12 protein-coding genes are annotated in these 19,643 nt (G+C 72.1%); 4 read left to right on the top strand and 8 right to left on the bottom strand.

Going from position 1 to position 19,643, the window contains the following annotated elements; all coding sequences use genetic code 11:
* Positions 1–239 precede the first annotated feature (239 nt).
* From ABZW30_RS14550 to ABZW30_RS14535, 4 genes are all read left to right on the top strand, one after another.
* The gene (locus tag ABZW30_RS14550) at positions 240–1,235 is read left to right on the top strand and encodes a tetratricopeptide repeat protein (protein ID WP_355671436.1); all 996 of its coding nucleotides are present in this window, start codon (positions 240–242) and stop codon (positions 1,233–1,235) included.
* 736 nt (positions 1,236–1,971) lie between these two features.
* On the top strand, positions 1,972–2,643 hold the full coding sequence (locus ABZW30_RS14545; protein ID WP_355671435.1) for a DUF6230 family protein: 672 nt from the start codon (positions 1,972–1,974) through the stop codon (positions 2,641–2,643).
* A 154-nt stretch (positions 2,644–2,797) separates the two neighbouring features.
* A complete protein-coding gene (locus ABZW30_RS14540) occupies positions 2,798–3,490 on the top strand; it encodes a DUF6114 domain-containing protein (protein WP_355671434.1) in 693 nt (230 codons plus the stop codon).
* Entirely contained in the window at positions 3,487–4,965 is a 1,479-nt protein-coding gene (locus ABZW30_RS14535; protein ID WP_355671433.1) for a hypothetical protein, read from the top strand. Before ABZW30_RS14540 ends, ABZW30_RS14535 begins: the two co-directional genes overlap by 4 nt.
* Before the next feature lie 75 nt (positions 4,966–5,040).
* On the opposite strand, the gene pyk is transcribed toward ABZW30_RS14535, so the two are convergent.
* From pyk to ABZW30_RS14495, 8 genes are all read right to left on the bottom strand, one after another.
* Entirely contained in the window at positions 5,041–6,468 is a 1,428-nt protein-coding gene (gene pyk, locus ABZW30_RS14530) for a pyruvate kinase (protein WP_355671432.1), read from the bottom strand.
* 94 nt (positions 6,469–6,562) lie between these two features.
* Positions 6,563–7,801 carry an acetate kinase gene (locus ABZW30_RS14525; RefSeq protein ID WP_355671431.1) on the bottom strand — a complete coding sequence of 413 codons (1,239 nt, stop codon included), beginning with the start codon at positions 7,799–7,801 and terminating at the stop codon, positions 6,563–6,565.
* Positions 7,798–9,927, bottom strand: a complete 2,130-nt coding sequence (pta, locus tag ABZW30_RS14520) for a phosphate acetyltransferase (protein ID WP_355671430.1) — start codon at positions 9,925–9,927, stop codon at positions 7,798–7,800. The genes ABZW30_RS14525 and pta overlap by 4 nt, the downstream gene beginning before the upstream one ends.
* A 135-nt stretch (positions 9,928–10,062) precedes the next feature.
* Complete coding sequence (locus ABZW30_RS14515; protein ID WP_355671429.1) at positions 10,063–10,746, bottom strand: hypothetical protein; 684 nt, start codon at positions 10,744–10,746, stop codon at positions 10,063–10,065.
* 46 nt (positions 10,747–10,792) lie between these two features.
* Entirely contained in the window at positions 10,793–13,249 is a 2,457-nt protein-coding gene (gene glgB, locus ABZW30_RS14510) for a 1,4-alpha-glucan branching enzyme (protein WP_355671428.1), read from the bottom strand.
* Between the two features lie 64 nt (positions 13,250–13,313).
* Positions 13,314–14,804 carry a phosphotransferase gene (locus tag ABZW30_RS14505; RefSeq protein ID WP_355671427.1) on the bottom strand — a complete coding sequence of 497 codons (1,491 nt, stop codon included), beginning with the start codon at positions 14,802–14,804 and terminating at the stop codon, positions 13,314–13,316.
* Between the two features lie 254 nt (positions 14,805–15,058).
* Positions 15,059–16,783, bottom strand: a complete 1,725-nt coding sequence (treS, locus tag ABZW30_RS14500) for a maltose alpha-D-glucosyltransferase (RefSeq protein WP_355671426.1) — start codon at positions 16,781–16,783, stop codon at positions 15,059–15,061.
* Positions 16,780–18,735 carry an alpha-1,4-glucan--maltose-1-phosphate maltosyltransferase gene (locus ABZW30_RS14495; protein WP_355671527.1) on the bottom strand — a complete coding sequence of 652 codons (1,956 nt, stop codon included), beginning with the start codon at positions 18,733–18,735 and terminating at the stop codon, positions 16,780–16,782. The genes treS and ABZW30_RS14495 overlap by 4 nt, the downstream gene beginning before the upstream one ends.
* Between the last annotated feature and the right edge of the window lie 908 nt (positions 18,736–19,643).

The raw sequence follows: 19,643 nt of genomic DNA, 5'->3' as shown, positions 1-19,643 counted from the left end.
GGGGCACCGGCTCCAGTTACGCTACGACCTGTAGCGAAAGCAGTGACAGCCAGGCGCCGCATCCCGTGGGACGGGGGCGGCGCGGGTGCGGGTGGGGATCCGCGCCGAACGGTTCATGGCTACTGGGGGCTTCGGAAAGAGGGGCGCACCGTCCGGGAACGTGTCGCCGCGCAGCCCGCGCGGGGCGACTTTCCCGAGGTTGGTGCCCGCGAGCAGCGCGGACGGGGGAGGATGGTGCCATGCAGCCACGGAATTCGCGTCTCAACAGCTCCGCCCTGCGCGGTGCGGTCGACCTCGCCGCAGTGAAGGCGGCCGGCGAGGCCGCCCAGAAGGCCGAGCAGGCCCGGGCCGAGCGGGCCCGTCAGGCGGCCGCCGCCGAAGCGGCCGGAGTCGCCCCCGCCCAGTCCGCCGCCTACCGGCTCGTCATCGACGTCACCGAGGACGACTTCGAGGCCGAGGTCGTCCAGCGCTCCACCGAGGTGCCGGTCGTCATCGACTTCTGGGCCGAGTGGTGCGGCCCCTGCAAGCAGCTCAGCCCGATCCTGGAGGGCCTGGCCGAGGAGTACGCCGGCCAGTTCGTGCTCGCCAAGATCGACGTGGACGCCAACCCGCTGATCGCCCAGCAGTTCGGCATCCAGGGCATCCCGGCCGTGATGGCCGTGGTGGCCGGCCAGCTGGTGCCGCTGTTCCAGGGCGCGGAGAGCGCCGCCAACATCCGCAAGGTGCTGGACCAGCTGATCCTGGTCGCCGAGCAGCGCTTCGGCATCTCCGGCGGCGCGGTCGCCCCGGGCGAGGCCCCGGCCGCCGCCCCGCAGCGACCCGAGGACCCGGCGCTGTCCGCGGCGCACGACGCGCTGGACGCCGGCGACCTGGGTGGCGCCATCCAGGCGTACAGGAACGTGCTGACCGAGCAGCCGGGCAACACCGAGGCCAAGCTGGGCCTGGCCCAGGCCGAGCTGCTGCAGCGGACCGAGGGCCTGGACCTGCAGGCCGTCCGGGCGGCGGCCGCGGCCGACCCGAAGAACGTCGAGGTCCAGCTGCAGGCGGCCGACCTGGACCTGGTGGGCGGTCATGTCGAGGACGCCTTCGGGCGCCTGGTGGACACCGTCGGCAGGACCTTCGGTGAGGACCGGGACACCGCCCGGCTGCGTCTGCTGGAGCTGTTCGAGGTGATCGGCGCCGAGGACCCGCGGGTCGTCGCGGCCCGGACGGCGCTGGCGCGCGTGCTGTTCTGAGCCCGGCTCCGGCCGTTTCGCGCCGGGTTCGGGCGGGGTGCCTGGCACCGCGTGCCTGGCACGGCGGATGACCTGCGGTGTCGCTGGAGATTTGGCGACAATCCGGTCAACCGGACAGACGTTTACCAAATCTTGATTTCACCCGTGGGTGGTCACGTTCAGTGACCACCCACGGGTGTTTCGTCGGTGTTTCCGGCGGATTTCGCCGACGTACTTCCTTCGAGATGTCACGCAGGGTGCAATTTCGTACGTTTTCATGATCAACGCCACTCGATGTTGCATTACCCGTCAGTAAGGCACCCCTTGTGCTTCGCCCGGGATTCAAGCACGATCAGCCACGCCCGGTCCCAGACTCCACACCCTCCGACAGCCGGTCGGCCAACGCGGAGCGCGGGATCCCCACCGGGTGATCCGCCGACCCCGGTCGGCGGTAGGGAGGGCAGGGGGGTATCCGCGGTCCCACGGCGGTTCCTGTCCTCGACCGGCCGCGCGGCCCTGCGCGGTCGCTGGTTGTCGCTCGGGGGTGATCGCCGATGTCGTCGGTCCGACCCGTCGTCCCGCAAGGACGGCCGGTTTCGGGACGGGAGTGCCGCATAGTGCCGGCCGCTCCCGCGTCCGACGACGCCCAAGGCGCTCTCCGCTACCGAGGACGTAGCTCTCTCCCATCCCAGGCCCCCACCGGCGCGGGACGCGCCGCCGGGGAGCCGGAGATGTACGTCCTAGAAGGAGGACTCGCATGTCCAAGACCTACGGCAAGACCCGCTGGAAGCGCTTCGCCCTGGTGATGGTGCCGAGCGTCGCGGCCACCGCGATGGTCGGCGTCTCGATCGCCAACAGCGCGCTCGCCGCCTCGTTCAGCATTTCCGGCCAGCAGTTCAAGGTCAGCACCGACCAGCTGCACGGCACCAACTTCGCCCAGTTCGGTTCCGTCGACATCGAGGCGAACGGCAAGCCGCACCCGGTCGCGGTCTCGGCCTTCGACCACGCCGACATCACCAACCTGTGCCAGTCGGTGGTGACCGACCTGTCCGCGTTCGGCCTGGGCAAGATCACCCTGCAGCTGCACGCCGGCACCGAGGCGGGCAAGCCGGTTCAGGCCGACAACCTGCTGATCGACCTCGAGCAGCTGAAGGCGGACGCGACCTTCACCAACATCAACATCGGTCAGGACGCCTCCACCCTGTCCGGCTCGGCCACCCAGGGCTGGGCCCCGCACCCGGGCGTCACCAAGGCGGGCGGCGGCGCGGGTCTGCCGTCCGGTCCGACCGGCTTCGCCCAGGCCGCCCAGAAGGCCGACCTGAGCAGCGTTCAGCAGACCGCGCGGGCCACCTCGGCCGGCACGTTCAAGCTGAACGGCCTGAACCTCGCGCTGAAGAGCGGCGACGGCGCGGGCAACGAGTGCTTCTGAGCCTCGTCTGACATTCCGGGCCGAGTCCGACGGCACGCCTCCGGGCGCGCCGGGGCGACGGGTCCACCTGGGGCCGGGGGCGGCGGGCGACCGCCGTTCCCGGCCCACCCTCCTTTTTTGTTCTTCCCTCGTAGCGACGTCGAGGAGTTGCACCATGTCCAGCGCAACGGTCGAGACGCGGCCCCGTCAGCAGAACCCCATCGGGTGGCTCTGGCGGCACTTCCGTGAATTCCGCCGCACCAGGCCCTTCTGGGGCGGCCTGCTGGCCATGATCGCCGGCGTCCCGATCCTCTACTTCCCGTACGCGCACCTGTCGTTCGGCGGGCTGACCATCGCGATGTCCACCACGGCGGGCGCCGGGTCGCTGATCATCGGGGTACTGATGATCATCCTCGGCGTGACCGCCTGGTTCCAGCCCGCCGTGCGGGTCTTCGGTGGCATCGCGACCATCCTGCTGACCCTGGTGTCGATCCCGGTCTCCAACCTCGCGGGCTTCGGGACGGCGCTGCTGCCGGGCCTGATCGGCGGCGGACTGATGGTCTCCTGGGCGCCGCTGCCGGAGCCGAAGGCCGAGACGGCCAAGGGACGGCGCGTGCGCCGGGCCGAGAAGGCGGGTGACGACGCGGTGGCGGAGAGCGTCGCCACGGCCGAGACCGCCACCACGACCGCCGAGACCGCGACCGCCACGGGAGAGACCGCCACGGCCGAGACCGCCGAGGCTGCCGAGGCACCCACCGCGAAGCTGCCTGCCCAGGGCGCGCCCAAGGAGCCCGCGGCGGCCGAGCCCGCCGCCGAGGCCGCCGTCCCGCAGCAGGGCGGTGCCGGGGACCAGGAGGAGGCGCGGTGACCGGGTCGGCCGAGCAAGCAGAGGGCACGGCCGTCCCCGCGCAGCGCTCCGGCCGGCACGCGGCGCCCCGCACGCCGGTCCGGGTCCGACTGAGAGGCCGCGCGCTGGCGATGGCCGCGGTGCCGACGGCGCTGCTGATGGCCGCCGCCTACACGCCCAACCCGGCGGTCGCCGAGTCCGCGGCGGGCAAGCCCTGCCCCACCGCGCCCGCCACCGTCCCGGACGTCGCGCCGATCGAGACGCCGGTCCCCAAGAGCGAGCTGCCCGAGCCGCCGCCCGGCCCGTCCGGTACGCCCACCGCGGCGCCGACCGGGGCCCCGGCCTCCGGGGCGACCGCCGCGCCCTCGACCGGACCGAGCTCGGTGCCCACCCAGGCGCCGACGACCGCGCCGACCACCTCGCCGGTGAAGCCGCCGGCCGCCACGACGCCCACCTCGCCGGTGAAGCCGCCCGTCGTGCGCTCCGCCGACACCACCGGCGCGGGCGCGGTGAGCGCGGTCTACCAGGACACCGGCACCGGGACGGCCACCGCGACCCAGGCCGGGCTGATCGACGACATCGTCGGCGGCATCAACCACCTGCTGAACCCGGGCGGTTCGGCCAGCCCGACACCGAGTGCCACGCCGACCGCCACCCCCGCGCCGACCGCCACCCAGGCCCCGGCCGCCCCGGCCCCGCGGGTCGGCACCCCGGCGCAGCCCGCCCAGCCGCAGGCCCCGGCCGCCGGTGCCCAGCAGGCCGCGCCGCCCGCCGCGCAGTCCTCGGGCGGCCGGCCCTCCGGCGGGCAGCCCTCGCCGGCCGCCGCCGCGCCGACCGGCAAGGCCGGCTCCGGGGCGGCCCCGTCCGCGACCCCCTCGGCGGGCGCCTCGGCGACCCCGGCGCCGAGCACGAGCGCCTTCGGCACGCCGTCCGCCTCGCCCACCGCGAACCCCAACTGCGCGGTGGACACCCGGAGTCTGACCGCCGGCGCGGCCTCCTCCGGACATGTCGTCCCGGAGCAGAACTGGACGCTGCAGACCAGCCGTCTGGCCCTGCACGGCTCGGTCTTCCACGGCGTCTACGACGTGAAGACCCCGACCGGCACCAAGCGGGTGCTGAAGTTCGTGGTCGACAGCGTGGACATCGACAACCTCGACATGTCGACACTGGAGGGCAACGGCGTCACCTTCCACGTCCAGGGCGCGCCGGGCTCGACCTCGACCATGCGCAACGGCCCGGTCACCATGTACGTGGAGCGGCTCTCCGGCCACCTGTCCAAGGTGCTCGGCCTGCCGATCCCGATCGACCTGGGCGAGATCACCCTCACCCCGGACACCCTGCCGCGCTGGCTGTACGACCTGATCGGCGCCATCCCGATCCCGCTGGACCTGGAGCTGACCCAGGTCACCGCCAAGCAGGCCGGCCAGTTCGGCGGCACCCTGCACATCCCCGGGATGCACATGTTCAACGACAACGCGCCCTACAGCGACAAGTAGTCGACGCCGTAACGCCGGTGGGGCGGCCCTCCCGTGAAGGAGGACCGCCCCACCGGCGTTCGTGCTACCGGGGCGTCACTCGCCGTGGCTGCCCAGGCGGTGCACCTGCACCATGTTGGTGGTGCCGGGGATGCCGACCGGGACGCCGGCGGTGACGATGACGGTGTCGCCCGTGGTCAGCTCGCCCATCTTCAGCAGCTCACGGTCGACCTGCGCGACCATCGCGTCGGTGGTGGCCACCTGCTCGGTGACGTACGACTCGACGCCCCAGCTCAGCGAGAGCTGGTTGCGGGTGGCCGAGTCCGGGGTGAACGCGATCACCGGGATCGGCGAGCGGTAGCGGGACAGCCGACGCGCGGTGTCACCGGACTTGGTGAACGCGATCAGCGCCTTGCCGTTCAGGAAGTCGCCCAGCTCGCACGCGGCGCGGGCGACCGAGCCGCCCTGGGTGCGCGGCTTGCGGCCAGGGTTGAGCGGCTGGAGGCCCTGGGAGACCAGCTCCTCCTCGGCCTTCTCGCAGATCCGGCTCATGGTGCGGACGGTCTCGACCGGGTACTTGCCGACGCTGGACTCGGCGGAGAGCATCACCGCGTCGGTGCCGTCCAGGATGGCGTTGGCGACGTCGGAGACCTCGGCGCGGGTCGGGCGCGAGGCGTGGATCATCGACTCCATCATCTGGGTGGCGACGATGACCGGCTTGGCGTTGCGGCGGGCCAGGGTGATCAGCTGCTTCTGGACCAGCGGCACCCGCTCCAGCGGGTACTCGACGGCCAGGTCGCCGCGGGCGACCATGATGGCGTCGAAGGCGAGGACGATCTCCTCCATGGCCTCGACGGCCTGCGGCTTCTCGATCTTGGCGATGACCGGCACCCGGATGCCGACCTCGTCCATGACCTCGTGGACGTCCTTGATGTCGTCCGCGTTGCGGACGAAGGACAGGGCGACCATGTCGACGCCCAGACGCAGCGCGAAGCGCAGGTCCTCCTTGTCCTTCTCGGACAGGGCGGGCACGTTCACGGCCGCGCCGGGCAGGTTGATGCCCTTGTTGTTCGAGAGCACGCCGCCCTCGACCACCACGGTCTTCACCCGCGGGCCGTCGACGCTGACGACCTCCAGGGCGATGACGCCGTCGTTGATCAGGATCGGGTCGCCGGGCTTCACGTCGCCGGGCAGGCCCTTGTAGGTGGTACCGCAGATGTGCTGGTCACCGGGGACGTCCTCGGTGGTGATGGTGAACTCGTCGCCGTTGTCGACGGTCACCGGACCGTTGGCGAAGGTCGCCAGACGGATCTTGGGACCCTGGAGGTCGGCCAGGACGCCGATGGCCTTGCCGGTGTCCTCCGAGACCTGGCGGACCTTTCGGTACCGCTCCTCGTGGTCCGCGTGGTTGCCGTGGCTCATGTTCAGGCGGGCGACGTTCATGCCCGCCTCGACGATGGCCTTCAGCTGTTCGTAGGAGTCCGTCGCCGGACCCAGGGTGCAGACAATTTTCGCTCGGCGCATATCGGTCAGTCTATCCGTTCGTGTTATAGGTGCATTCGGCACGAATCGTGGAGAATCGCCGACGAAGGATTCCGAGGAGTGAGACGACGGTGTGTCAGTCCTCGGACCGCCCGCTCTCGGACCGCCCACCCTCCCGGTGCACCAGGGCGAAGGCCTGTCGGGCGATCTCCAGCTCCTCGTCGGTGGGCACCACCGCGACCGCCACCCGGGCGAACGGGGGAGAGATGATCCGGGGCTCACCGGAGCGCACCGAGTTCAGCTCGGGGTCCACGGCGATGCCCAGCTCGTCCAGTCCTGCGGTGGCCGCCGCGCGCACCGGCGCCGCGTTCTCCCCGACGCCCGCGGTGAACGCGATCGCGTCCACCCGGCCGAGCACCGCGTAGTAGCCGCCGATGTACTTGCGCAGCCGGTGGATGTAGGCGTCGAAGGCGAGCCGGGCGTCCGCGTCCCCCTCGTCGGCGCGGCGCATGATCTCGCGCATGTCGTTCTCGCCGCACAGGCCGCGCAGGCCGCTGCGGCGGTTGAGCAGGTCGTCGATCTCGTCGACGGACAGCCCGCCGACCCGGTGCAGGTGGAACACCACACCGGCGTCGATGTCACCCGAACGGGTGCCCATGACCAGGCCCTCCAGCGGGGTCAGGCCCATCGAGGTGTCCATGCAGCGTCCGCCGCTGACCGCCGAGGCGGAGGCGCCGTTGCCCAGGTGCAGCACGATCACGTTGACCTCGGCCGGGTCCTTGCCGAGCAGCCGCGCGGTGGCCCGCGAGACGTACTGGTGCGAGGTGCCGTGGAAGCCGTAGCGGCGCACCCGGTGCTCGTCGGCGACTGTCTTGTCGATCGCGTACCGGGCCGAGTACTCGGGCATCGAGGAGTGGAAGGCGGTGTCGAACACGGCCACCTGCGGCAGGTCGGGCCGCAGCGCGCGGGCCACCTCGATGCCGGTGATGTTGGCCGGGTTGTGCAGCGGCGCGACCGGGATCAGCCGGCGGATCTCCTTGAGCACCTCGTCGGTGACCACGGTGGGCTCGGTGAACCGCTTGCCGCCGTGCACCACCCGGTGGCCGATCGCGGCCAGCTCGGGGGAGTCCAGCCCGAGGCCGTCGGTGGCCAGCTCCTCGGCGACGGCCTTCAGCGCGGCCGAGTGGTCCGGGAAGACCTGCAGCACCTCGCGCCGCTCGCCCGAGTGCGGGGTGTGCGCCAGCCGGCCGCTGGACTCACCGATCCGCTCGACCAGCCCGGAGGCCAGCCTGGCGCCGTCCAGCATGTCGATCAGCTGGTACTTGACCGACGAGGAGCCGGCGTTCAGCACGAGAACGCGCGTACCTTCACTCATGCAACGGACTCCTTGCGGTCCTGCGACTGGATGGCGGTGATCGCGACGGTGTTGACGATGTCCTGCACCAGCGCCCCGCGCGAGAGGTCGTTGACGGGCTTGCGCAGCCCCTGCAGCACCGGGCCGACCGCCACCGCGCCGGCCGAGCGCTGGACGGCCTTGTAGGTGTTGTTGCCGGTGTTGAGGTCCGGGAAGATCAGCACGGTCGCCCGCCCGGCCACCGGCGAGCCCGGCAGCTTGGTGGCGGCGACGTGCTCGTCCACCGCCGCGTCGTACTGGATCGGGCCCTCGACCAGGATGTCCGGGCGCAGCTCGCGGACCAGCTCGGTGGCCTTGCGGACCTTGTCGACGTCCGCGCCCGAGCCGGAGGTGCCGGTGGAGTACGAGAGCATCGCGACCCGCGGCTCCACCCCGAACTGGGCGGCGGTGGCGGCGGACTGGATCGCGATGTCGGCCAATTGCTGGGCGTCCGGGTCGGGGTTGACCGCGCAGTCGCCGTACACCAGGACCTTGTCGGCCAGGCACATGAAGAAGACGGAGGAGACGATCGAGGCGCCCGGCGAGGTCTTGATCACCTCGAAGGCGGGCCGGATGGTCGCCGCGGTGGAGTGCGCCGCGCCGGAGACCATGCCGTCGGCGATGCCCTCCTGGACCATCAGGGTGCCGAAGTAGGAGACGTCGGTGACCACGTCCAGGGCCAGTTCGACGGTCATCCCCTTGTGGGCGCGCAGCCGGGCGTACACCTCGGCGAACTGGCGGCGCAGCGGGCTGGTGGTCGGGTCGACGAGGTGGACCTGGGCGCGGTCGGCGCCCGGCTCCTCCTGCGGGAGGTCGATGCCCAGGCTCGCGGCCTTGCGGCGCACCGCGTCGACCTCGCCGAGCAGGGTGAGGTCGCAGATGTTGCGGCGCAGCAGGATCTCGGCCGCGCGCAGCACCCGCTCCTCGGCGCCCTCGGGCAGTACGACGTGCCGGCGGCCGGCCCGGGCGCGCTCCAGCAGCTCGTGCTCGAACATCATCGGGGTGACCCGCTCGGACCGGCCGACCTCGATCCGGTTCGTCAACTCGACGGTGTCGACGTGCAGTTCGAACAGGCCGAGGGCGATCTCGGCCTTCCGGGGGCTGGCCGCGGTGAGCTTGCCCTCCAGGTGGGTCAGGGTGGCGGCGGTGGGCCAGCTGCCCTCGGGGACGACCGCGACCGGGGTGCCGGGGGCGAGCCGCGCGGCGAGCGCCATCACGTTCGGGCCGGGGTGCTGGCCGAGGGTCAGCAGTACGCCGGCGATCGGCGGGGCGCCGGCCGCGTGGGCGGCCAGCGAGCCGATCACCAGGTCGGCGCGGTCCCCGGGGGTGACCACCAGGGCGCCCTCGGTCAGCGCGTCCAGGAAGGTGGGCAGCATGGCGCCGCCGAACACGAAGCCGCGCACGTCCCGGGCCAGGCCCGCGGCGTCGCCGAGCAGCACGTCGGCGCCGGTCGCCTCGACCAGCTGGGCGACGGTCGGCGCGGCCAGGGCCGGCTCCTCCGGGATGACGTAGGCGGGGATCGGCAGCTTCTCGGTGAGGGCGCGCTGGATCCGCTGCTTTGCGCTCGGCGCGGTCCGGTTGGCGATCATCGCCAGGGTCTCGCAGCCGAGGTCGGTGTACGCCCGGTGGGCGCCCAGGACCTCGGCGATCACGGCCTCCGGGTCCTTGCCCTGGCCGCCGACCACCGGCAGCACGGCGGCGCCGAACTCGTTGGCGAGGCGGGCGTTGAAGGCCAGTTCGTCCGGGATGTTGGTGTCGGCGAAGTCGGTGCCGAGCACCAGCACCGCCTGGCATCGCCGCTCCAGCGCGCGGAAGCGGTCGACCAGGGTGGAGACCAACTCGTCCTGCCCCTGGGCGGCCTGCAGCGCGGCGGCCTCCTCGTAGGTGAGCCCGTACAGCTCGGGGCCGGGCAACTCGATCCGGTACCGGCCGCGCAGCAGTTCGACCACGTGGTCCGAGCCCGGCTCGCCGGGGGCGTCCGCGTGCACCAGCGGGCGGAACACCCCGACCCGGTCCACCTGGCGGGTGAGCAGTTCCATGACCCCGAGTTCGACCGCCTGCCGGCCGTCCCCCCGGTCGATACCGGTCACGTACACGCTGCGCGCCACGTGGGTTTCTCCGTCCCGTCGTCTCGGAAGGTGGTCATATCGACCATACCTTCGCGCCCCGTACGGCCGTCCGCGAGCAGAGTCGGACAAGGGAGGCAAGGGGCGAAGGTCACGCCGGGAGCGGGGCGGTGGAGGTCAGGGCTGGGCGTTGACGAGCTCCGAGCCGGACAGCTCCACCGTCCTCCCGCTGACGAAGACCTCCGACACGCGCCGGTCCACCAGCCAGCCGTGCGGATGCACGAGGGCGCCGCTGCGGCCGGGGGTCCAGCCGTCGGCGGCGAGCGCGGCCCGCAGACGGGCCTCCACCTGGTCGGCCGGCAGGCCGGTGGTGCTGCCGATCGTGAGGGTCCGGGAGCAGTAGTTCGAGCCGCAGCCGCCCTTGGTGCCGGTGGCGTGCTCGATGGTCAGCCCGGGTGGCAGCGGCACCTCGGCGAGACTCGGGAAGAAGGCGTCGTAGGCGACGAGCTGGTAGAGGAACGCGATGGCCGTCCCGACCAGGGCGTGGGCGCAGATCGCGACGGCGGCGCCGCCGACGGGGTTCACGGCCCCCGTGTCCGGCCGCGGACCGTGCAGCCGCCGTTCGCCCAGCACACCGGCCAGGACCACCAGGCCCGCCGCGAACGGGTACCCGGCCTCCACTTCGGCCGTGGCGCGGGTGAAGAACCACTCGCGCTCCAGGCCGACCAGGACGGTGGCCAGGCCCGCGAGGACGCCGAACACCGCGGCCCCGACCGTCCGGGTGCGGACCACCGCCGCCCAGCAGGCCAAGGGCACCAGCAGGTAGACCCACCCCAGTACCGTCCACTCCGACACGAGCAAGCCCCCCGCCTGCTGACGATCAGTCTCAGGCGGGGAGCCTAGAGGCTCAGGCCGGGCGGAGCCAGAGGGTGGCGAGCGGGGGCAGGACCAGTTCGGCGGAGCGGGGCTGGCCGTTCCACTCGGCGGAGTCGGCCTTGACCGGGTGGGAGTTGCCGACGCCGCTGCCGCCGTAGGTCTCGGCGTCGGTGTTCAGCACCTCCTCCCAGAGCTGCTCGCGTCCGCCCAGGGCGGGCAGGCCGACCCGGTGGCCGTGCCGGACCACCGGGGAGAAGTTGCAGACGGCGACCAGCGGGGTGCCGTCGGCGGCGTACCGGACGAAGGAGAGCAGGTTGTCCTCGGCGGCGCCGCCGTCGAGCCAGCGGAAGCCGTTCGGGGTGGTGTCGAGCTCCCAAAGGGCGGGGGTGTCCCGGTAGATCCGGTTGAGGTCGCGGACCAGCCGGCGCACGCCCAGGTGGTCCTGATGGGCCGGCCACTGCTCGTCGAGCACCCACCACTGCGGGCCCTGCTCGTGCTCCCACTCCCCGCCCTGGGCGAACTCCTGCCCCATGAACAGCAGTTGCTTGCCCGGGTGGGACCACATGAAGCCCAGGTAGGCGCGGTGGTTGGCGCGCTGCTGCCACCAGTCGCCGGGCATCTTGGAGACCAGGGACCGCTTGCCGTGGACGACCTCGTCGTGCGAGATCGGCAGGATGTAGTTCTCGGAGTAGGCGTACACCATCGAGAAGGTGACCTCGTTGTGGTGGTACTTGCGGTGCACCGGCTCCTTGGACATGTAGACCAGCGAGTCGTGCATCCAGCCCATGTTCCACTTCAGCCCGAAGCCGAGGCCGCCGGCGTCGGTGGGGCGGGTGACGCCGTCCCAGGCGGTGGACTCCTCGGCGACGGTGATCACGCCGGGGCAGCGGCGGTAGACGGTGGCGTTCATCTCCTGCAGGAACGCGGCCGCGTCCGGGTTCTCCCGGCCGCCGTACTGGTTGGGCGTCCAGGCGCCGCTCTCGCGGGAGTAGTCGAGGTAGAGCATCGAGGCGACCGCGTCCACCCGCAGGCCGTCGACGTGGAACTCCTCGCACCAGTAGACGGCGTTGGCGACCAGGAAGTTGCGCACCTCCTTGCGGCCGTAGTCGAACTCCAGCGTCCCCCAGTCCGGGTGCTCGGCGCGCAGCGGGTCGGCCGGCTCGTACAGCGGCTCGCCGTCGAAGCGGGCGAGCGCGAAGTCGTCCTTGGGGAAGTGTGCGGGCACCCAGTCGACGATCACGCCGATGCCGTGCTGGTGCAGGGTGTCCACCAGGTACCGGAAGTCGTCGGGGCCGCCGAGCCGGGCGGTGGGGGCGTAGTAGCCGGAGACCTGGTAGCCCCAGGAGCCGCCGAAGGGGTGCTCCATCACCGGCATGAACTCCACGTGGGTGAAGTTCAACTCCTTGAGGTAGCCCGGCAGTTCCTCGGCGATCTCGCGGTAGGTGGTGAGCTCGGGCCGCCAGGAGGCCAGGTGCAGCTCGTACACCGACATCGGCGCGCGGTGGTGCGCGGCGCGGGCCCGGCGGGCCATCCACTCGCCGTCCTGCCATCGGTGGTCGGAGGAGGTGACCACCGAGGCGGTGCCGGGCGGGCACTGGGCGGCCCGGGCCAGCGGGTCGGCCTTGTCGAGCACCCAGCCCTGCCGGGTGTGGATCTCGTACTTGTACGTGGTGCCCTCGGCGAGGCCGGGGACGAACAGCTCCCAGACCCCGGAGGAGCCGAGCGAGCGCATCGGGTGCCCGGTGCCGTCCCAGTGGTTGAAGTCGCCGATCAGCCGGACCCCGGCGGCGTTCGGCGCCCAGACCGCGAAGGCGGTGCCGGTGACGCCGCCGACGGTGCGCACGTGCGAGCCGAGCGCCCGCCACAGCTGCTCGTGCCGGCCCTCGGAGATGAGGTGCAGGTCGAGCTCGCCGAGGGTGGGCGCGACGCGGTAGCCGTCGTACTGGCGCAGCGGCTCGCCGCCGGGGTAGGTCGCCAGCAGGGTGTAGTCGGGGAGTTCGCCGCCCGCCAGCAGTCCGGTGAACAACCCGCCCTGCTGGTGGGTGAGTTCGGCCGGGCCCTGGGCGGTCTCCACCACCACCCGCTCGGCGAACGGGCGCAGCACCCGGATCGCCGTCCCGCCGTGCACCGGGTGCGCGCCGAGCAGCGCGTGCGGGTCGTGGTGCTGCCCGCCCACCAGCCGGTCGACCTCGGCCGGCGGCAGCGGCGCCTCGGGGAGGCGCAGTGCCCCGACGGGGGCGTCCGCTGGAAGCGGCGTGACTCGCCCGCTCGCCTCCGGGTGCTCTGACCCGGCGCCGACGCTCCTCGCTCCGGCACTCCCTCCTGCGTCGGTCGCTTGTTGCTCTCCCTCCTTGCCCGCCATCGGGAAGGAGAGGCCCAGGCTTTCGGCACCGGCGCGCCCTTCGGCTCGGGGCGGGACGGAGGCCCCGGCCGGGAAGGTGGCCGGAGCGGGGCGGGTGGGGCGGCCGGTCGGGTCGAGCGGCGTCACGGCGTGGTCCTCCTGCGGCGGGGGTGGGCGAACTCGTGGCGGGCGGGGCGGGGGGAGCGCGGGGTCAGACGGAGAGGGCGAGCCGGTTGATCGCGGCCAGTGGGATCGGCAGCCAGCTGGGCCGGTGCCGGGCCTCGTAGACCACCTCGTACACCGCCTTGTCGATCTCCAGCGCCCGCATCAGCTCCGGCGAGGCGGCCGGGTCGGCGCCACCCCCGGCGGTGTAGCCGGCGCAGAAGGCGGTGCGGTTGCGCTGGGCCCAGGCGGCGGCGAGGTGGGCCAGCTCCGGGTCGACCGGGCCGCCGGCCAGCAGGTGGGCGGCCGCGTAGTCGAAGGAGCGCAGCATCGCGGCGACGTCGCGCAGGGCGGGCTGCGGCTCGCGGCGCTCGTTGACGGACTTGGCCGGCTCGCCCTCGAAGTCCAGCAGCACCCAGCCGTGCGGGGTGCGCATGGCCTGCCCGAGGTGCAGGTCGCCGTGGATGCGCTGGACCGGCAGGCCGTCCGGGTGGGCGTCGGCGAGCTGCTGGAAGGCGGTGCGCAGCGCGGCCCGGAACCGCAGCAGCCCGGGGACGGCGGCGACCGCGCTGTCCAGCCGGTCGGCCATCGCGGTGGCGAGCCGGCCGGTCTGGGTGCGGTCGAGCCGGGCGACCGGCATCGAGCGGGCCAGCACCCGGTGCACCTCGGCGGTGGCCCGGCCGAGCCGGTGCGCCTCGATGGCGAAGTTGCCGGGGGAACGGTCGCCCTTGAGCCGGCCGACCTGGTCGAGGGCGAGCTCCCAGCCGTCCTCGGCGTCCGGCAGGTAGCGCTGCAGCAGCCCGAGGGTGGCGGGTTCGGCGCGTTCCATCCGGCTCTCGAACCAGGCGGCGACCCGGGGGATGCGGGTGGAGCCGGCCCGGGAGAGGGCGAGCGAGAGCTCCAGGTCGGGGTTGGTGCCGGGGTGGATGCGCCGGAACAGCTTGAGGATGTACGAGGTGCCGTAGATGACCGAGCTGTTGGACTGCTCGGCGGTGGAGGCGCGGCCGGGGAGGTTGGCGGGCAGCCCGGAGCCGGGGGTGCGGCGGAAGGAGAGCGAGCCGAAGCGGTCGCCGGTGGCCAGGTGTTCCAGCAGCCGGCCGGTGAGCTCGGGGTCGTGCACCGCGTCGTAGAGCGCGGCGCCGTCGTACGGGCCCTGGCTGAGCCGGCCGAGCACCGCGCTGGGTTCGATGGCCACGGGGCCCTGTGAGCGGATGCCGAGCAGGAGTTGGTAGATGTCGCCGTGCGGGGCGCCGACCGTGGTGGCGTGCTCGACCCGCAGCAGCAGGTGCAGCAGGGCCGGGTCGCCGACCTGTAGCGGGGTTCCGACCACCGGGGTGAGTCCGGTGATGGGCCGTCCCTTCCCGGCGTACCAGCGCTGGGTGGGGAGCCACTCGGCGATCAGCGGCAGGGCCGCCTGGACGAGCTCGCTGACCCCCAGGGCGGTTCTCCGGACCCCGGTGCCCCGCGCGCTCGCCGGCGCGGCGGAACCGGCCGGGGCGTCGTGCTGCACATGGGCTTGAGAACGGGAGGTTTCGGACATGACTCCCTTTCCCCGGAAGCACGCGGACTGCCCGACGGGTCGTGGCCGGGTCCGTCAGTCTTCCGGATTTCGGCGGCGCGGCGGTCGCGACACCCGAGCACGGCTCGGGTGTCACGCCTTCGTGTGGGTGGCCGTTGGGCTGTTCTCCGTACGCGGCGGTGCAGAGAACTCCGGGGGCGCGGGGGTTCAACTCGCGCCCCCGGAGGGTCTGGTGGTGCTGTGTGGACCGGTGTGCGGCGGGGCGTGGCGGATCGTTACTTCGAGCGCCTGGTCCCGCTCAGGCGCGGGGGCTGCCGGAGCTGGAACCAGTAGAAGCCGTGCCCGGCCAGAGTGAGCAGGTAGGGCCACTCACCGATCGACGGGAAGCGCACCCCGCCGATCAGCTCGACCGGGTACCGCCCGCCGTACCGCCGCAGGTCCAGCTCGGTCGGCTGCGCGAACCGCGAGAAGTTGTTCACGCACATGACCAGGTCCCCCTCGTACTCGCGCACGAAGGCCAGCACGGCGGGGTTGCTGGACGGCAGTTCGGTGTAGGTGCCGAGGCCGAACGCCGGATTGAGCTTGCGGATCTCGATCATGCGACGCGTCCAGTGCAGCAGCGAACTCGAACTGCTCTGCTGCGCTTCGACGTTGGTCACCTGATAGCCGTACACCGGGTCCATGATGGGCGGCAGACTGAGCCTGCCCGGGTCGGCGGAGGAGAAACCCGCGTTGCGGTCCGGGGTCCACTGCATCGGCGTGCGCACGCCGTCCCGGTCGCCCAGCCAGATGTTGTCGCCCATGCCGATCTCGTCCCCGTAGTAGAGCACCGGCGAGCCGGGCAGGGAGAGGAGGAGGGCGGTGAACAGCTCGATCTGGTTGCGGTCGTTCTCCAGCAGCGGGGCGAGCCGGCGGCGGATGCCCACGTTGGCGCGCATCCGGGGGTCCTTGGCGTACTCCGCGTACATGTAGTCGCGCTCCTCGTCGGTGACCATCTCCAGGGTCAGCTCGTCGTGGTTGCGCAGGAAGATGCCCCACTGGCAGCCGCCCGGGATCTGCGGGGTCTTGGCGAGGATCTCGGACACCGGGTAGCGGGACTCCCGGCGCACCGCCATGAAGATCCTCGGCATCACCGGGAAGTGGAACGCCATGTGGCACTCGTCGCCGCCCCCGGCGAAGTCGCCGAAGTAGTCGACGACGTCCTCCGGCCACTGGTTGGCCTCGGCGAGGAGCACGGTGTCCGGGTAGTCGGCGTCGATCTCCTTGCGGAGCCGCTTGAGGAACTCGTGGGTCTCCGGCAGGTTCTCGCAGTTGGTGCCCTCGCGGGCGAACAGGTACGGCACCGCGTCCAGCCGGAAGCCGTCGATGCCGAGGTCGAGCCAGAACCGCAGGCCGGCGATCATCTCGTCCTGGACCCGGGGGTTGTCGTAGTTGAGGTCCGGTTGGTGCGAGAAGAACCGGTGCCAGTAGTACTGCTTGCGGACCGGGTCGTAGGTCCAGTTGGAGGTCTCGGTGTCGACGAAGATGATCCGGGCGTCCGGGTACTGCTTGTCGTCGTCGGCCCACATGTAGAAGTCGCCGTACGGCCCGTCCGGGTCCTCGCGGGAGGCCTGGAACCACGGGTGCTGGTCGCTGGTGTGGTTCATGACGAAGTCGATGATCACGCGCATGCCGCGGGCGTGCGCGGCGTCGACGAACTCCATGAAGTCGGCGATGTCGCCGAACTCCGGCAGCACCGACTTGTAGTCGGCCACGTCGTACCCGCCGTCGCGCAGCGGCGAGGCGAAGAACGGCGGGAGCCAGAGGCAGTCGATGCCGAGCCACTGGAGGTAGTCGAGCTTGGCCGTGAGCCCCTTGAGGTCCCCGATCCCGTCGCCGTTGCTGTCCTGGAAGGACCGCACCAGCACCTCGTAGAAGACCGCACGCTTGAACCACTCGGGGTCCAGGTTCTTCTTCGAGGTCTCGGGGAAGGTGTCGGGGACGGGCTCGTTCACTGTCACGCTGGGTTCCTCCGAACCGTGAGGAGGTGAGCCGGCTCGGCTGAGGGATCGAGCCGGACGTAGTTGTGCCGGCCCCAGGTGTAGGCGGCGCCGGTGAGCTCGTCGTGCACCATGTACGGGCCGTCGCCGTCGAGGCTGACGGTGGCCTCCTGGACGTGGTGCGGGTCGAGGTTGACCACCGTGATCACGTGGTCGGTCAGGCCCTCGGGGGTGGTCGCGGTCTTGGAGTAGGCGAGCACCTGCTCGTTGTCGGTGGGGTGGAAGCGCAGGTCGCGCAGCTGCTGCAGGGCGGGGTGGCGCCGGCGCAGCCGGTTCAGCACGGTGAGCAGCGGGGCGAGGGTGTCGGTGCGGTTCCAGTCGCGCGGGCGCAGCTCGTACTTCTCCGAGTGCAGGTACTCCTCGGAGCCCGGGTGGGCCGGCTCGTTCTCGACCAGCTCGTAGCCGGCGTAGACGCCGTAGCTGGGGGAGAGGGTGGCGGCGAGCACGGCGCGGAGCGCGAAGGCGGCGCGGCCGCCGTGCTGCAGGAAGGAGTGCAGGATGTCCGGGGTGTTGGCGAAGAAGTTGGGGCGCATGTGGGCCGCCGCGTCACCGGTGAGTTCGGTGAGGTACTCGGTGAGTTCGGTCTTGGTGTTGCGCCAGGTGAAGTACGTGTACGACTGGTGGAAACCGATCTTCGCGAGGGTGTGCATCATCGCCGGGCGGGTGAACGCCTCCGCCAGGAACACGACATCCGGGTCGGTGCGGGCGATCTCGCCGAGCACCTTCTCCCAGAACATCACCGGCTTGGTGTGGGGGTTGTCGACCCGGAAGATCCTGACGCCGTGGGACATCCAGAACTGGAGGATCCGGATGGTTTCCTTGACGATTCCATCCATGTCCTGATCGAAGTTGATCGGATAGATGTCCTGGTACTTCTTCGGCGGGTTCTCGGCGTACGCGATGGTGCCGTCCGCGCGGTGGCTGAACCATTCCGGGTGCTTGTTCACCCACGGGTGGTCGGGGGAGCACTGGAGGGCGAAGTCCAGCGCCACCTCCAGGTTCAGCGCCCGGGCCTCGGCGACGAAGTGGTCGAAGTCCTCGATGGTGCCGAGGTCCGGGTGGACCGCGTCGTGGCCGCCCTCGGGGGAGCCGATCGCCCAGGGCGAGCCGACGTCGTGCGGACCGGCCGTCAGAGTGTTGTCCGGGCCCTTGCGGAAGGCTCGTCCGATCGGGTGGACCGGCGGCAGGTAGACCACGTCGAAGTCCATCGCGGCCACCGCCGGCAGCCGCTCGGCGGCGCTGCGCAGGGTGCCCGAACGCGGTGGCTCGACCCCGTTCGGGTCCACCACCGCGCCCTCCGAACGGGGGAAGAACTCGTACCAGGAGCCGAACAGCGCGCGCTCCCGGTCCACCTGCAGCGGCAGCGGACGGGAGGCGCTGAGCAGCTCGCGCAGCGGGTGGCGGGCCAGCAGTTCCAGTACCTCGGGGGCGAGCGCGGCGGCCAGCCGGGACAGCGGCGGCAGCCCCGGGTCGCGCAGCGCGTCGGCGGCGGCCAGCACGTGCGCCCGGCCGTCCTTCTTCGGCACACCGGCGGCGGCCTGCTCCAGCAGCCGGGCGCCCTCCTCCAGCACCAGCGCGGTGTCGATCCCGGCCGGCAGCTTGATCGAGGCGGCCTTGCGCCAGGTGGCGATCGGGTCGCTCCACGCCTCCACCAGGTACGACCAGCGGCCGGGCGCGGTCGGGGTGACGTACGCGCCCCAGCGGTCGGTGCCCTCGGCGAGCTCGCGCATCGGCGTCCACGGCCCGCTGCGGCCGCGCGGGTCGCGCAGCACCACGTTGGCGTTGACGACGTCGTGGCCCTCCCGGAAGACGGTCGCGGTCACCGGGAAGGTCTCGCCGACGACGGCCTTGGCCGGGCGGCGGCCGGCGTCGATGAGGGGGCTGACGTCCAGGACGGGGATGCGGCCGATCACGGTGTCGCTCTCTGTCGTCTTGCGGGCGGAGGGCTTGGTGGCGGTCTTGGCGGTGCTGCTCTTGGTGGTGCCGCTCTTCGCGCCGCCCTTGCGGGCAGCGGCCTTCGCGGCGGGAGCGGTGGAGGCGGCGGCCTCGGGGTCGGCGGCCCGGCGGGTGGTGGCCGTCGCGGTGGCGGCGGTGCGGCGCGTGGTGGTGGTGCGCCTGCGCGGGGCCGCGGTCCGGCCCTCCTCGGCCCCGGGTTGTCGGGCCGCTGCGGAGGGCTGTGCTGTGGCTTCGGAGGATTCGGTACCGACCGCCACGGACACCCTGGGCGACGGCATCGCCGGGTCTGTCCGAGTGTCAGAATCCATCCGTCCGGTGGATTCCGCGACCGCTGCGTCGAGGGTTTCGGCCACCGGTGTGGACTGGTCCCGCGTGTCGCCGTGCATGCCAAACTCCTGCCCGAGATCGGCGGCAGCTCCCGCGGGCCGGGGGGTCGGGCCAGGGGAGTGCCGGGAGGACTGCTGGGTGGGGAGGACGTGCGACCGGAATCCTGCCCGCGCCGCTGTCCCCGGCAACCTGCCCGGCGCCCGCCGCGCCGGTGGCGGGACACCCCGGAGCCCGTGCGCGTCCCGGCGCACGCCGCCAGGGGCACGCTCCTGGCGGCCCGGTCCACCCGTGAACGAGCCGACCGGGGGCGAGGACACGCGTCATCGCGCGGTGAGCGCCGAACGGGTTAAGGAAGAAGGGGAACGATCAACGCGAAAAGGATTCGGACATGCTGCTTCACGGCGACGGGAGGCGTCCCCGCAGCACCGACGACCTTCGGTCATCCTCGCATCGGGGACGAGGTTTTCGCAGCGGTACGACAGTAGTTTCGGGCTTTGTCCGGAGTGGATGAGCCACCGGAAATGGATCTGTTCCACAG

Origin of the sequence: Kitasatospora sp. NPDC004669 (assembly GCF_040609455.1) — a bacterium.
Taxonomy (GTDB): Bacteria; Actinomycetota; Actinomycetes; order Streptomycetales; family Streptomycetaceae; genus Kitasatospora.
Note: the sequence above shows the minus strand (reverse complement) of the source record. Positions and strands in the feature narration are given on the sequence as shown.